This is a genomic window from Hydrogenophaga sp. YM1 (assembly GCF_016903055.1).
GTDB classification, from domain to species: Bacteria; Pseudomonadota; Gammaproteobacteria; order Burkholderiales; family Burkholderiaceae_C; genus Hydrogenophaga; species Hydrogenophaga borbori.
Genome location: NZ_CP070223.1, coordinates 4692162 through 4705448 on the forward strand (window position 1 = coordinate 4692162; position 13287 = coordinate 4705448).

Genomic DNA, 13287 nt, shown 5'->3' on the forward strand with positions numbered 1-13287 from the left:
GCCCAGGGCGAGCCCATTCCCCCCTTCCCAGTCACAAGCCCTTCACCCGGGACGCCCTGTGTGCTCTCCCGGGTTTCGGTGTGCCCGACTTAGAATGCGAATTCGCCTTTCGCATGGCAAAAATCAAGGCCGGAGACGTGCATGACCGCATCGAACACCCCTGAGGACAAACGCGCCGAACTGCGCCGCGCCGCGCTGCAGTACCACGAGCAGCCCCTGCCCGGCAAAGTGGCCATTGCCGCCACCAAGCCCTTGTCGAACCAGCGCGACCTGGCCCTGGCCTATTCGCCCGGCGTGGCCGCCCCCTGCGAAGAAATCGTGGCCGACCCGGTCAACGCCTTCAAGTACACCGCCCGCGGCAACCTGGTGGCGGTCATCACCAACGGCACGGCCGTGCTGGGCCTGGGCGACATCGGCCCGCTCGCCGCCAAGCCGGTGATGGAAGGCAAAGGCGTGCTGTTCAAGAAGTTCTCGGGCATCGACGTCTTCGACATCGAGATCAACGAAAAGGACCCGGACAAGCTGGTCGAGGTCATCGCCGCGCTGGAGCCCACCTTCGGCGGCATCAACCTCGAGGACATCAAGGCACCCGATTGCTTCTACGTCGAGCGCAAGCTGCGCGAGCGCATGAAGATCCCGGTCTTCCACGACGACCAGCATGGCACCGCCATCGTCGTCGGCGCGGCCATCCTCAACGGCCTGAAGGTGGTGGGCAAGGACCTCAAGGCGGTCAAGCTGGTGACCTCGGGCGCCGGCGCCGCCGCCCTCGCCTGCCTGGGCCTGCTGGTCAAGCTGGGCCTGCCGCGCGAGAACATCTGGGTGACCGACCTGGCCGGTGTGGTCTACGAGGGCCGCACCGAGCTGATGGACGAGGACAAGGTGCAGTTCGCGCAGAAGACCAGCGCACGCACCTTGGCCGAGGTCGTCGCGGGCGCCGACATCTTCCTGGGCCTGTCGGCCGGCGGTGTGCTCAAGCCCGAGATGGTCAAGTCCATGGCGGCAAAACCAATCATCCTGGCATTGGCCAATCCGAACCCCGAAATCCTGCCGGAAGACGTGAAGGCCGTGCGCGACGACGCCATCATGGCCACCGGCCGCACGGATTACCCGAACCAGGTCAACAACGTCCTGTGCTTCCCCTACATCTTCCGTGGCGCGCTCGACTCGGGCGCCACCACCATCACGGACGAGATGGAGATCGCCTCCGTGCACGCCATCGCCGAGCTGGCGCAGGCCGAGCAGAGCGAAGTCGTGGCCGCCGCGTACGCGGGCGAGAAGCTGGCTTTCGGCCCCGAATACCTGATCCCCAAGCCCTTCGACCCGCGGCTGATGATCAAGATCGCGCCCGCGGTGGCGCAGGCCGCGGCCGACAGCGGCGTGGCCTTGCGCCCCATCACGGACATGGCCGCCTACCGCGAGAAGCTGCAGGGTTTCGTGTTCGCCTCCGGCACCGTCATGCGGCCCATCTTCTCGGCCGCCAAGCTGGCGCAGCGCAAGCGCGTGGCCTACGCCGAGGGCGAAGAGGAGCGCGTGCTGCGCGCTTGCCAGATCGTGGTGGACGAGGGCCTGGCGCGGCCCACGCTGATCGGCCGCCCGGCCATCATTGCCCAGCGCATCGAGAAGTTCGGCCTGCGCCTGAAGGAGGGACTGGACTATGACGTGGTCAACGTCGAGCAGGACCACCGCTACCGCGACTTCTGGCAGACCTACCACCGCATGACCGAACGCAAGGGCGTCACCCAGCAGCTCGCCAAGATCGAGATGCGCCGCCGCCTCACGCTCATCGGCACCATGCTGCTGCACAAGGGCGAGGTCGACGGCCTCATCTGCGGCACCTGGGGCACCACCCAAGGCCACCTGCACTACATCGACCAGGTCATCGGCAAACGCGCGGGCGGCAGCCCCAGCACCGCGCAGGACGTGCGCGTTTATGCCTGCATGAACGGACTGATGCTGCCGGGTCGCCAGGTCTTCCTGGTCGACACCCACGTCAACCACGACCCCACGCCCGAGGAGCTCTGCGAGATCACGGTCATGGCGGCCGAAGAGATGCTGCGCTTCGGCATCCAGCCCAAAGCGGCCCTGCTGTCGCACTCCAGTTTCGGCTCCTCCAACGAGCCCTCCGCCGTCAAGATGCGCCGCACGCTCGACCTGCTGCGCGACCAGGCGCCCTGGCTGGAGGTGGACGGCGAGATGCACGGCGACGTGGCGCTGGACCCGGTCGCGCGCGCCGCGCTCATGCCCAATTCCACCCTCAAGGGCGTGGCCAACCTGCTGGTGCTGCCGAACATCGATGCGGCCAACATCGCCTACAACCTGCTGAAGACGGCGGCCGGCGGCAACATCGCCATCGGCCCGGTGCTGCTCGGTGCCGCTCAGCCGGTGCACATCCTGACGCCCAGCGCCACCGTGCGCCGCATCGTCAACATGACGGCCCTGACAGTGGCGGACGCCAACGTGGCACGCTAGGGCATTCAAGCAAAGCGGGCGCTAACTTTTTTTGACGGTTTTCGCCCTGCCGACTGCCTGTTTTTTAGGCATTCGCTTGCGTTTTGGCGCCGGTTAGGGCACACTCTCGCGCTTGAATTCAGGGTTAACCCCAGGACATTGGCCCAGGGTTGACCCGCATCAGGAGCAAGCCAACCTCATGGATTTGCGGCGGGTACGCCAGCACTGGGGCAGGGGAAAAGCCGGCTTATTTGCGGCTGTCGCGGCCACCGTGGTCGCCAGCGCAAGCACCTTTTTGGTGCAGGCCCGCGGCCCCGAGTCCCCCGTCCTCGCCCCTGCCGCGTCCATGTCGGTATCGGCCCTGCCAACGCAGGGTCAGCAGGTTCTGGGCCAGATCCGCCAGGGTGGGCCCTTTCGCTACGAAAAGGACGGCACTGTCTTCTTCAATCGCGAGGGTCTGCTGCCCAGGGAACAGCGGGGGTACTACCGGGAATACACCGTACCCACTCCGGGTTTGAACCACCGGGGCGCGCGGCGTATTGTGTGTGGCGGCGCGCGGCCCGCCGTGCCTGATGCCTGTTATTACACCGAGGACCACTACTCGAGCTTCAAGCGCATCGTGCAGTGAGCCTCCGGCGATCGATCGGTATTTCAACCTTTGACTGTGAAAGAGACGCGGAGATGGACACGCCACTTCGTAATGTACGACCCAACATCGTTCAGTCGATTCGCGCCTATGGCGTGAAAGACCTGCAAGCGGCGGCCGAGTACCTCGGCCACCACTTCCTCTACGCCAACCTGGCCAAGGCGCAGAGCAAGCAGGACGTGCTGGAGTTGATCGCCGCCCAGTACACCTTGCCCGCGCACTTCGGCAAGAACTTCGATGCGCTGTACGACTGCATGACCGACATGGTCCACAAGTCCGGCCCGCAGACCGGCTTCATCGTGGTGCTTGAGCACATCCCCGCGCACAGCAAGTTCGACAAGGAAGCGCGTGAGCAGTTGCTCGACATCTTCCGCGACGCCGCCGACTACTGGAGCGACCGCAAGATCCCGTTCCGCTGCTTCTATTCCTTCTCGGTGGCGCGCAGCCCCAAGGGGGAGGAGCCGATCGAAGTGCAGAACGAGGAACCCATGCCGACGGACAAAATCCTCGACGTGAGCCCGCAGGCGCTGCGCATGAGCAGCCCATTCAACGCCGGGTACTGGCTCGCCGCGGCGTGAACAACGCCCCCCGCGCCGCGCCAGCGGCGCGTCACTCCCCACGGGGGGGCGGCACCTGAGGACCGGCGAAGCCGGATCCTCGGTGCCACTGGATGAGCCCCGACACTTGTCGGGGCTTTTTCATGCCTGCGTGGTTTGCGCCAGTGCGACGTATTCGCCCACGGACACTTCCTCGGCCCGGCGCTGCAGATCGAAACTTCCGGCCGCGTTGCGCTGCTCCAGCCACTTGCCCAGCGTGTGACGCAGCAGCTTGCGGCGCTGGCTGAAGGCGACTTGCACGAGTTCGGCCAAGTGCTTCGGATCAAGAACCGGTGGCTCGGCCAAGGGCAACATGCGCACCACGGCGCTGTCGACGCGCGGCGGTGGATCGAAGGCCTCAGGCGGCACGAACAGCACGTTCTCCATGGCGTAGCGCCACTGCAGCATCACCGACAGGCGCCCGTAGTCGGCCGTGGCGGGCGCGGCGACCATGCGGTCGATGACCTCCTTCTGCAGCATGAAGTGCTGGTCCTGCACGGCAGCGACGTGCTCGAGCAGGTGAAAGAGGATAGGCGTGGAGATGTTGTAAGGCAGGTTGCCGACCACCCGCAAGGGGCCGGACGCGGCCGCGCGCAAGGCGCTGAAATCCACCTGCAGCACGTCGGACTCGACCACGTCCAGCTGACCGTGGTCGCGCAGCCGCGCCGCAAGGTCGCGGTCGAGTTCGATCACCGTCAAGCGGCCGAGCCGCTCGACCAGCGGCTGCGTGAGCGCCGCCAGGCCCGGGCCGATCTCGACCATGGGCTGGCCGGGACGGGGATCGATTGCTCGCACGATGGCGTCGATGACGCCGGTGTCGGTGAGGAAGTGCTGCCCGAAGCGCTTGCGCGCGATGTGCTTCACGGCTGCGGGTCTTCGCGCATCTCGACGTAGGCGCGCGAGCGCACGTCGCGCGCCCACAGCGCCAGCGCCTCGCCCATCTTCTGCTCGCGCACGACCATGCGCAGGCGCTCGCGCTGCTGCTTCTCGTCGAGTTGCACGTTGCGGCGCTCGTCGACGCGAATGAGGTGCACGCCGAAGCGCGAGACGATGGGTTCGGAAACCTCGCCCGGGCGCAGGCGGTTCATGGCCTCTTCGAACTCGGGCACGAACTGGCCGGGCAGGGCCCAGCCCAGGCTGCCGCCGTTGGCGGCCGAGCCGTCCTGGCTGTTCTCGCGCGCCAGCGTTTCGAAGTTGGCCGTGCCTGCCGCGATGCGCTGGCGGAAATCGCTCAGGCGCGCGATGGCGGCCTCGGGCGTGAGCTGCGCGCTCGGCCGCAGCAGGATGTGGCTGGCGCGCGTCTGCGTCACGCTCATGGAGGGCATGCCGGCCTGGCGCTTGTCGTTCACCTTGAGCACGTGAAAACCGGCCGGGCTGCGCAGCGGGCCGGCGATGGCGCCCGGCGCCAGGTCGCGCGTGCTGCTCACGAAAAGATCGGGCAGCCGGCTGGCCGAGCGCCAGCCAAACTCGCCGCCATTGACGCGCTCGGCGGCGTCGGAGAACTCACGCGCGAGCGCGGCGAAGTCCTCGCCGGCGCGGGCGCGCTCGGCCACGCGCTGCGCGCGCGCCTGGCGCTCGGCCACCAAGGCCTCGCTGGCGTTCTCGGGCACCAGCACCAGCACGTGACTGAGGTTGAGTTCGAGGTTTTCGATGCCGCTGCTGCCCTTCTGTTCGCGCAGGTACTCGTCGATGTCGGCGTCGGTCACCCGCACGCGCGAATCGACTTCGCGGTCGCGCAGGCGCTGCAGCAGCTGCTGCTGGCGCAGCTCCTCGCGGAAGCGGTTGATGTCGTAGCCATCGGCGCGCAGCCGCCGGCGGAACTCTTCGTGGCTCAGGCTGTTCTGGGCGGCGATGTTCTGCTCGGCCTGATCGATCTCGGCGTCGCTCACACGCAGGCCGCTTTCGCGGGCCAGGTGCAGCTGCGCTCGCTCGTTGATGAGCTGCTCGACCACCTGGCGCAGCAGCACCTCGCGCGGCGGGGCGTTGGTGATGTTGCGCTGGGCGATGGTCTGCTCGACCTGGCGCAGGCGCTGGCGCACCTCGTGGTTGGTGACGGGCTCGGAATTGACCAGGGCGACGATGTAGTCGGCCGTGCGGCTGCCCGCGGCGGGCGCGGTGGCCGAGGGCAGGGTGAGGCCGCCCGGGGTGCGCAGGGTCTGCGCCGGCACGGTGGCGGGCCACAGCAGGGCCAGGCCCAGGGCAAGAGCGGTCAGGAAGGGGCGGTCAGTCATAACGTTGGAACCGGCTCGGCGGGTTGATTTCTTCGCGCAGGTATTGGTAGCGCGGCACGTTGTCCCTGAGGGTCTGCAGCGGGTTGGAGCCGAGGCGCGTGAAGCCCGTGAATTCGAGCTGGAACAGGATGCGTTGGTTCGCCGAGGCCGCGCTGCGCTGGAGCCTTTCGAGCACCACGCGCCCGATCCAGCAGCCGGCATCGTACTCAAAGCCAGCCACCAGATCGACGATCTTGCGGTCGGGCACGCTGTAGTTGACGCGACCCACGCCATACCACTGGCCGGGGCCGAGGGCCTGGCCGGGCACGGCCTCGGGGCTGCGGCCGAAGATGCCGCTCAGCGGCCACTGCCAGCCAATGTCGAACTGCTCGGAGGCGCCTCGCTGCAGGCGCCAGGCGGCGCTGAGCACGCGGTAGGGCCCGGGCGTGTAGCGCGCGCTCACGGTGGTGCGCACGGACTCGTTGCTGCTGGGGTTGTACTGGAAGGTGGTGTCGAGCAGCCAGCGCGGCGTCCACTGCACGCGCGCGGCCAGCAGCACGTCGCTGAAGCGCTCCTGCACGGGGGTGCCGCCGGGCAGCGTGACGTCCTGGTCGGCCAGCAGGTAGCGCTGCGCGATGCCCAGGCGCACGATCTCGGCACCGGTGCCGGGGTCGAGCAGACGCGAGCTCACGCCCAGGGTGACACCGCGCGTGTCGGAGATGCGGTCGTTGCCGGTGAAGACGTTGTCGGAGTAGATGGTCGCGAGGTTGAAGTCGGTCGCGGCCGAGTCGTAGTTGGGCAGGAAGCTCTGGTCGCGGTAGGGCGTCCAGGTGAAGTAGGCGCGCGGCTCCAGGGTCTGCAGGAAGGCGCGGCCGAAGTAGCTGGCGTCGCGCTCGAAGACCAGGCCGCTGTCCAGGCTGACGGTGGGCACGGCGCGCGAGGCGCTGCGCTGGCCGTTGGCCAGGGGCTGGTCGAAGTTGTACTGCGTGCTGTGCAGCCGCGCGCGCGGCTCGATGAACCAGCCCGGCGTCTGGAAGCGGTGGCTGATGGTCGCGACGGCCATTGCGCGCTCGCCGTTGGGCTGGCCGGTGAGCAGGGGATCGGACTCGAAGCGGGTGTACTCGCCGTAAACCGACACCGCGCCGCGGCCCGACAGGCCGCCCCAGTTCAGGTCGCTCAGGCCGTAGTTCAGGCCCAGCGAGGGCAGGCGGTCGTAGGGCGGCGTGATCGGCGTATCGATGTCCTGCAGCGTCTGCCAGGTGTAGACACCGGCCGAGGCCGACCAGGGGCCCTTGCCCCAGCTGACCACGGCGTCGCTGGGCAGCAAGCGCTGCGTCAGCGTGGCCGAGGCGCGCGGGAAGTCGCGCCAGTAGTTGTCGTCGCTCACCCGGTTGAGGTTGAGCGACAGGCCGGAACTGCCACTGCCGCCCAGGCGGTTGAGGGCGTTGCTCAGGGCCTGCGTGTGCTGCAGCGTGTAGCTCCAGCGGTCCTCGCCGCGCAGGCGGTCCGAGGGCATGAACGAGCCGCGCAGGCGGCCGGTGTAGTCGGGCTGCAGGTAGCGGAACTCGGCGCCGATGTCGATCCCGCGCTTGGTCATCAGCGTGGGGAACAGCGTCAGGTCGTAGTTCGGCGCCAGGTTGAGGTAGTAGGGCAGCGTGAGCTCGAGGCCGCTCAGGTTGTCCAGGTTGATGGCCGGCGGCAGCAGGCCCGACTTGCGCTGGTCGCTCAGCGGGAAGGTGAAGTAGGGCGCCCCCAGGATGGGCACGCCCTTGAATTCGAGCGCGCCGCCATAGGCTGTGCCGACCTGCTCCACGTTGTCGAACTCGATGCGGTTGGCGCGCACCAGCCAGGCCGGCATCCAGTCGGCGCCCGGCACGCGCGGGCAGGTGCTGTAGCGGGCCTGGTGCGCGGTGGAATGGTCCTGGTCCTGGAAGTCCATGCGCGCGGCGTCGCCGCGGCCATTGTTGTTGAGCAGCTCGAACTGCGGCTGGTCGAAGTAGCCCTTGAAGGTGTCCACGTTGAGCCGCAGCTCGGGGCCCATGAACCGGTCGCCACTGCGGTTGACGAGCACGTTGCCTTCGGCATGGGCCTCGCGCGTGCCCTCGTCGAAGCTCAGGCGGTCGGCGCGGATCACGGTGTCGTGGCGGCGCAGCTCGGCCTCGCCCTCGACGGTGGTGGACTCGCCGGTGTGGCCTTCGATGCGCTGGCCGGAGACGAACGTGGGCGTCTGGCTGCGCACGTCGGCCGGCAACTGCTCCTGCAAGCGCAGGCTGGGGCGCAGCGTGAGGCCCTTGTCCTGCGCCTGCGCGGCGCTGGCCAGGCAGGCGCCGACCACCGCCGCGGCCACCGGCGCGAGCGCGTACCGGACAGGAGAACGAGACGGAAGGGTGCGGCGTTTCAAGATCGGGCCCGGCGGCGTTCGGGCCGCGCACGCTGGCGTTGGAGGCGTTTGTAGAATCCGCCGGATTATTCCACGGGGCCCGTCGCGGGCCTGGCGCCCAGCCCCCCACCTCCCCCAGCCATGACCCCGCCGCCGACGACCGTCGCGTGGGCCGACCCGCAGCGCGAGGCGGCCTTCCATTCCTGGCTCGCGCCGCTGGCGCGCCAACATCGCCTGGTCCCCGCCAGCCTGCGCCCGGCCTCGGCCGACGCGAGCTTTCGCCGCTACCTGCGGCTGGACGACGAGGCCGGTGGCAGCGCGATCGTGATGGACGCGCCGCCCGACAAGGAAAACAGCGAGCCCTTCGTGCGCATCGCCGAGCTGATGCGCGCGGCCGGCCTGCGCGTGCCGCAGGTGCTTGACTGGGACCGGGCCCACGGCTTCCTGCTGCTCGACGACCTGGGCACGCAGACCATGCTGGACGTCATCGACGCCGCGCAACCCCAGGCCAACGCGGACCTCTACCGCGACGCCCTGGCCGCCTTGCTGCCCTGGCAGCAGGCCAGCCGCCCCGGCGTGCTGCCACCCTACGACGAGGCCGTGCTGCGCCGCGAACTGCAGCTCTTCCCCGACTGGTACCTCGGGCAACACAAGGGCCTCGTGCTGGACGACAGCCAGCAGCAGGTCCTGCGAAAAACCTTCGACCTGATCGTGGCCCGCGTGCTGGCCATGCCCACGGTCTACGTGCACCGCGACTTCATGCCGCGCAACCTGATGGTGCTGCGCGAGCGCGGCGATACGCCGGCCACGCAGCTCGGCGTGCTCGACTTCCAGGACGCGCTGCACGGCCCGATCGCCTACGACATCGCCAGCCTCATGCGCGACGCCTTCCTCAGCTGGGAGGAGGACTTCGTCATCGATGTCACCGTGCGTTACTGGGAACAGGCGCGCAAGCTTGGCCTCATGGACTTCGAGGACTGGCACGCCGACTTCGGCGCCTTCTACCGCGCGGTGGAGTGGATGGGCCTGCAACGCCACCTCAAGGTCGCGGGCATCTTCGCGCGCCTCACGCTGCGCGACGGCAAGCCCAAGTACCTGGCCGATGCGCCGCGCTTCATCGCCTACATCCGCGCCACCGCCCACCGCTACCGCGAGCTGGCGCCGCTGCTGCGCCTGATCGACGGGGTGGAGGGCCTGCAGGCGGCCAGCGGCTGGTCCTTCGGCAGGACATGAGGCCACACCCCCGCGGCGCCGCTGGGTGAGTCCGCTTCTCGCACCGCGAAGGGTTCACATGCCACGCTTTTTCTGCGACGCCGCGCTCGCCCCTGGGGCCGAGCTCGCGCTGCCCCCGGGCGCCGCGCGCCACGTGCAGGTACTGCGCCTGCAGCCGGGCGAGGCCATCACCCTGTTCAATGGGCAGGGCGGCCAGTGGTCGGCGCGCATCGCGCGCATGGGCCGCAGCGAGGTCGCGGTGCGGGTGGAGGCGCACGAGGCCATCGAGCGCGAGGCGGCGCGCGAGCTCACGCTGGCCATTGGCATGCCCGCCAACGAGCGCATGGACTGGCTGGTGGAAAAGGCCACCGAGCTGGGCGTGGCGCGGCTCGCGCCGCTGCACACGCAACACGGCGTGCTGCGCCTGTCGGGCGAGCGGGCGCTGAAGAAGCAGGCGCACTGGCGGGCCATCGCGCAGGCCGCCTGCGAGCAGTGCGGTCGCAACCGCGTACCCACCATCGAACCGGTGCGCGACTTCGCGGCCTTCCTGCGCGAGACCGCTGGCGCGCGCGTGGTGCTCTCGCTGGCCGAGGGCGGCGCGCCCGCGCCCCAGGCGCTGGGCGGCAAGGCGCCGCTCACGGTGCTGGTCGGCCCCGAAGGCGGCCTGAGCGCCGCCGAGGACGCGCAGGCCCGCGCGGCGGGCTTCGCCCCCACGCACCTGGGCGCGCGCGTGCTGCGCGCCGAGACCGCGGCCCTGGCGGCGCTGACGCTGGCGCTCGCCTGAGCCCGCGACCCGGCTCAGGTCAGCCGGAACACCGCCACCGCCTCGCTGAGGCGCTCGGCCTGCTCCTTCAGGCTCTGAGCGGCGGCCGCGCTCTGCTCCACCAGCGCCGCGTTCTGCTGCGTCATCTGGTCCAGCTGGTTCACCGCCACGTTCACCTGACCGATCCCCTCGCTCTGCTCCCCCGCCGCCGCCGTGATCTCACCAATGATGTCGCTCACCCGCTGCACCGAGCCCACGATCTCGCTCATCGTCTGCCCCGCATCGGCCACCAGCCGCGAGCCCGCGTCCACTCGCTCCACGCTCGCCCCGATCAAACCCTTGATCTCCTTGGCCGCCTCCGCGCTGCGCTGCGCCAGGTTCCTCACCTCGCCCGCCACCACCGCAAAGCCCCGCCCCTGCTCGCCCGCCCTGGCCGCCTCCACCGCCGCGTTGAGCGCCAGGATGTTCGTCTGGAACGCGATCCCGTCGATCACGCCAATGATGTCGTTGATCTTGCGCGAGCTGTGGTTGATCTCGTCCATCGTCGTGACCACCTGCGAGACCACCGAGCCCCCCCGCGCGGCCACCTCCGCCGCCGTCGCCGCCAGCTGGTTCGCCTGGCGCGCCGAGTCCGCGCTCTGGCGCACCGTGCCCGTCAGCTGCTCCATGCTCGCCGCCGTCTCCTGCAGGTTGCTCGCCGTCTGCTCCGTGCGCGCGCTCAGGTCCTGGTTGCCTCGCGCGATCTCGCTGCTCGCCACCCCCAGGCCGCCCACGCCCTGGCGGATCTCGCCCACGATGCGCGCCAGGCCCTCCTGCATGCGCGCGATGCCCGCGAGCACGCGCGCCGTCTCGTCGCGGCCCAGGGCCTGCACCCGAGCGGTGAGATCGCCCGCCGCCACGCGCTCGATGGCGCGCGCCGCTTCGTCCAGCGGCCGCGTGATGCGCCCGCTGATCACGTAGCCCAGTCCCAGGGCCAGCCCCAGCACCACCAGCGCGGCCAGCACGGTCGCGCGCATGGCCTGGCGCTGCAGGCGGGCCAGGGCGTCCACCATGCCGTCCACCCGGCCGCTCACGGCCGCGCTGATCTCATTGAAGGCCTCGTCGGCCGCACGCACGTCGTTCTTCGCCGGCTCCAGGGCCTGGTTGGCGCGCCAGGGGTCGTTGATCTCGCCGCGGTTGATGCCGGTGTGGATGGCGTTCACCGCGTCGCGGTACTGCCCCAGGCCCGCGGCCATGCGGTCCAGCGCCGCCTGCTCCGCCGGCAGCAGCATGGGCCGCAGCTGCGCCAGGCGCGCCAGCCCCGAGGCCACCTGGGCCGTCCAGGCCTGGTGGTAGCGCTCCAGCGCCGCCTCGTCGGCCAGGTTGAGGAACAGGTCCTTCTCGAAGCGGCGCATGTTGCCCACGTCGGCGCGCACCTCGCCCAGCGCGCGCAGGGCGCTCACCTCGGTTTGCACCAGCCGCTGGCTGGCCGCGACGGCGCGGTCCAGGCTGACGAAGGCCGACGCGGCCACGGCGAAGATGCCCAGCGCGCACAGCGCGAGCAGCAGCGCCAGCTTGGCGCGAACGGAAATGTGGGACAGCCAGTTCATGGGAAACACCGATCAGGGACAACGCGGCACGCGCGGGTGCCGACCCCCGCTTCTTCGGAGGCGGCCCCCGCATCTTGAGGACCGCCCGTCGCAGCGACGCCTGCCCGGCCTCCGTCATTGGTTTGACACATATGCCATGGCTGCTTTCATTTCCATAGCAATCGGGTCACCCAGGTGTCGTCCGCACGTCAGGCCATTGGCCCCGCCGCCACCGGGGCCGGGGGCCGCGACTGTATAAACGCTCGCTTATGAACCGCAACCTCTGGCTCCTGGCCGCCGCCCAAGGCCTGTTCCTCACCAACAACGTGGTGTTCATCACCATCAACGGGCTGGTGGGCCTGGCGCTGGCGCCGCTGGGCTGGATGGCCACGCTGCCGGTGATGGGCTACGTGGTGGGGGGTGCCCTGAGCACGCCGCTGGTGGCGCGAGCGCAGCGCCGCTTCGGGCGCCAGGCCTCGTTCCAACTCGGCCTGCTGGTGGCCCTGCTGTCGGCGCTGCTGTGCGCCTGGGCCATCTCCCGGGGCTCGTTCGGGCTGCTCATCCTGGGCACGGTGGTGGCGGGCTACTACAGCGCCAACGGCCAGCTCTACCGCTTCGCGGCCGCCGAACTGGCGGCGCCGGCCTTTCGCGAAAAGGCGGTCTCGCTGGTGCTGGCGGGCGGCCTGATCGGCGCCGTGCTGGGCCCCAACCTGGCGGCGCGCACGCGCGGCCTGACCGAGGCGCCCTTCGCCGGCGCCTACCTGGCGCTGACCGTGGTGGCCCTGCTGTCCATGGCGGTGATGGCCTTCGTGCGCTTTCCCCCCGTCCCCGCGCGCGCGGCCGATGCGCCGCAGGGCCGGCCGCTGGGCGAGATCGTGCGCCAGCCGGTGTTCATCGTCGCCGCGCTGGGCGCCGCCTTGGGCTACGGCGTGATGAACCTGCTGATGGCGGCCACGCCGCTGGCCATGCAGGTCTGCGGCCTGCCCTTCGAGGACGTGGCCCTGGTGCTGGAGTGGCACGTGATCGGCATGTTCGCGCCCGGCTTCTTCACCGGCCACCTGATCCGCCGCTTCGGCGTGCTGCCCATCATGGGCGTGGGCGTGGCGCTCAACCTGGCCTGCGTCGCCGTCGCGCTCTCGGGCGTGGACCTGCACCAGTTCCTCATCGCCCTGTTCCTGCTCGGCGTGGGCTGGAACTTCCTCTTCACCGGCAGCACCACGCTGGCGCTGCAGGCCTGGCGGCCGGAGGAAAAGGACCGCGCCCAGGCCGCCATCAACTTCGGCGTGTTCGCCACCATGGCGCTGACCTCCTTCGCCTCGGGCGCGCTGGTCACCACGCAGGGCTGGACCTGGCTCAACCTGGGCTCGCTGCTGCCGGTGGCGCTGCTGGGCCTCTCCCTGCTCTGGCTTGCCCGCCGGCGGGGGGCCGCCCACAATGCCGCCTGACGCGCGGAGCGGTTCCGCG

General features: G+C 69.8%; 9 protein-coding genes and 1 pseudogene. 6 read left to right on the forward strand and 4 right to left on the reverse strand.

Annotated features, from left to right (window positions below):
- The first annotated feature begins 141 nt into the window (after positions 1–141).
- The 3 genes and pseudogenes from JNX00_RS22130 to JNX00_RS22140 form a co-directional block, all read left to right on the forward strand.
- Complete coding sequence (locus JNX00_RS22130) at positions 142–2469, forward strand: NADP-dependent malic enzyme (protein WP_204743715.1); 2328 nt, start codon at positions 142–144, stop codon at positions 2467–2469.
- Between the two features lie 178 nt (positions 2470–2647).
- Complete coding sequence (locus tag JNX00_RS22135; RefSeq protein ID WP_204743716.1) at positions 2648–3076, forward strand: ribonuclease domain-containing protein; 429 nt, start codon at positions 2648–2650, stop codon at positions 3074–3076.
- 53 nt (positions 3077–3129) lie between these two features.
- Positions 3130–3525, forward strand: a pseudogene (locus JNX00_RS22140) (barstar family protein); the annotation flags it as partial.
- Between the two features lie 267 nt (positions 3526–3792).
- Here JNX00_RS22140 and rsmA read toward each other — a convergent pair.
- Genes rsmA through lptD form a run of 3 tightly spaced genes read right to left on the reverse strand, consistent with a single transcriptional unit; the run spans position 3793 to position 8301 of the window.
- Positions 3793–4554 (reverse strand): 16S rRNA (adenine(1518)-N(6)/adenine(1519)-N(6))-dimethyltransferase RsmA, encoded by a 762-nt coding sequence (gene rsmA, locus JNX00_RS22145; protein ID WP_070399719.1) that lies wholly within the window; start codon positions 4552–4554, stop codon positions 3793–3795.
- A complete protein-coding gene (locus tag JNX00_RS22150) occupies positions 4551–5921 on the reverse strand; it encodes a peptidylprolyl isomerase (RefSeq protein WP_204743717.1) in 1371 nt (456 codons plus the stop codon). Before JNX00_RS22150 ends, rsmA begins: the two co-directional genes overlap by 4 nt.
- Positions 5914–8301: an LPS assembly protein LptD gene (lptD, locus tag JNX00_RS22155; RefSeq protein WP_204743718.1), complete on the reverse strand. Its 2388-nt coding sequence runs from the start codon at positions 8299–8301 to the stop codon at positions 5914–5916. Before lptD ends, JNX00_RS22150 begins: the two co-directional genes overlap by 8 nt.
- Positions 8302–8421: 120 nt before the next feature.
- Between lptD and JNX00_RS22160 the strand changes: the two genes are divergently transcribed.
- Both JNX00_RS22160 and JNX00_RS22165 read left to right on the forward strand, forming a co-directional pair.
- Positions 8422–9513: a phosphotransferase gene (locus JNX00_RS22160; protein WP_204743719.1), complete on the forward strand. Its 1092-nt coding sequence runs from the start codon at positions 8422–8424 to the stop codon at positions 9511–9513.
- Between the two features lie 58 nt (positions 9514–9571).
- Positions 9572–10276, forward strand: coding sequence for a 16S rRNA (uracil(1498)-N(3))-methyltransferase (locus tag JNX00_RS22165; RefSeq protein ID WP_204743720.1), 705 nt, complete (start codon positions 9572–9574; stop codon positions 10274–10276).
- A 14-nt stretch (positions 10277–10290) separates the two neighbouring features.
- Here JNX00_RS22165 and JNX00_RS22550 read toward each other — a convergent pair whose 3' ends face one another.
- A complete protein-coding gene (locus JNX00_RS22550; protein ID WP_204743721.1) occupies positions 10291–11844 on the reverse strand; it encodes a methyl-accepting chemotaxis protein in 1554 nt (517 codons plus the stop codon).
- Between the two features lie 248 nt (positions 11845–12092).
- On the opposite strand from JNX00_RS22550, the gene JNX00_RS22175 reads away from it, so the two are divergent.
- Positions 12093–13268 carry an MFS transporter gene (locus tag JNX00_RS22175; RefSeq protein WP_070399713.1) on the forward strand — a complete coding sequence of 392 codons (1176 nt, stop codon included), beginning with the start codon at positions 12093–12095 and terminating at the stop codon, positions 13266–13268.
- The last annotated feature ends 19 nt before the right edge of the window (positions 13269–13287 follow it).

What these genes read in the sequence shown, in the direction of transcription:
- JNX00_RS22130 (WP_204743715.1), top strand. Translation starts at nt 142, where the DNA reads ATGACCGCATCGAACACCCCTGAGGACAAACGCGCCGAACTGCGCCGC.
- JNX00_RS22135 (WP_204743716.1), top strand. Translation starts at nt 2,648, where the DNA reads ATGGATTTGCGGCGGGTACGCCAGCACTGGGGCAGGGGAAAAGCCGGC.
- JNX00_RS22150 (WP_204743717.1), bottom strand. Translation starts at nt 5,921, where the DNA reads ATGACTGACCGCCCCTTCCTGACCGCTCTTGCCCTGGGCCTGGCCCTG.
- JNX00_RS22160 (WP_204743719.1), top strand. Translation starts at nt 8,422, where the DNA reads ATGACCCCGCCGCCGACGACCGTCGCGTGGGCCGACCCGCAGCGCGAG.
- JNX00_RS22165 (WP_204743720.1), top strand. Translation starts at nt 9,572, where the DNA reads ATGCCACGCTTTTTCTGCGACGCCGCGCTCGCCCCTGGGGCCGAGCTC.
- JNX00_RS22550 (WP_204743721.1), bottom strand. Translation starts at nt 11,844, where the DNA reads ATGAACTGGCTGTCCCACATTTCCGTTCGCGCCAAGCTGGCGCTGCTG.
- JNX00_RS22175 (WP_070399713.1), top strand. Translation starts at nt 12,093, where the DNA reads ATGAACCGCAACCTCTGGCTCCTGGCCGCCGCCCAAGGCCTGTTCCTC.